This is a genomic window from Pseudomonas sp. BJa3 (assembly GCF_026343815.1).
In the GTDB taxonomy this organism is placed as follows: domain Bacteria; phylum Pseudomonadota; class Gammaproteobacteria; order Pseudomonadales; family Pseudomonadaceae; genus Aquipseudomonas; species Aquipseudomonas soli.
The window spans coordinates 1-260 of record NZ_JAOXMC010000316.1 but is presented as its reverse complement, the minus strand read 5'-3'; the positions used below and the strand labels follow the sequence as shown (position 1 = coordinate 260).

The window sequence follows — 260 nt, the reverse complement described above, 5'->3', positions numbered from 1 at the left end:
TCGAGGCCATCCGCGAAAACGCCCGTAACAGCCAGCTGTCGATCTGGGACGCCATGTGCCATCTGCTGGCCGCCAAGGCACTCAAGGGCCGCGCCGCCAGTGCGCTGGGCCCCTTCATCGAGCTGCTCGAGAACCTCGCCTCCAAGGTGCTCGACATGCCGATGCACCTGATCAGACATACAGTCATAGAACAGTCCCGCCTGATCAACTACCACCAGGAAGAAAAGGGCGAGAAGGGCCAGGCCCGGGTGGACAACGTT

Annotated in this window: 1 pseudogene; it reads left to right on the top strand. The window is 61.9% G+C overall.

The window, feature by feature from the left end:
* Nucleotides 1-260: pseudogene (uvrD, locus tag OH705_RS27855) on the top strand (DNA helicase II); the annotation flags it as partial.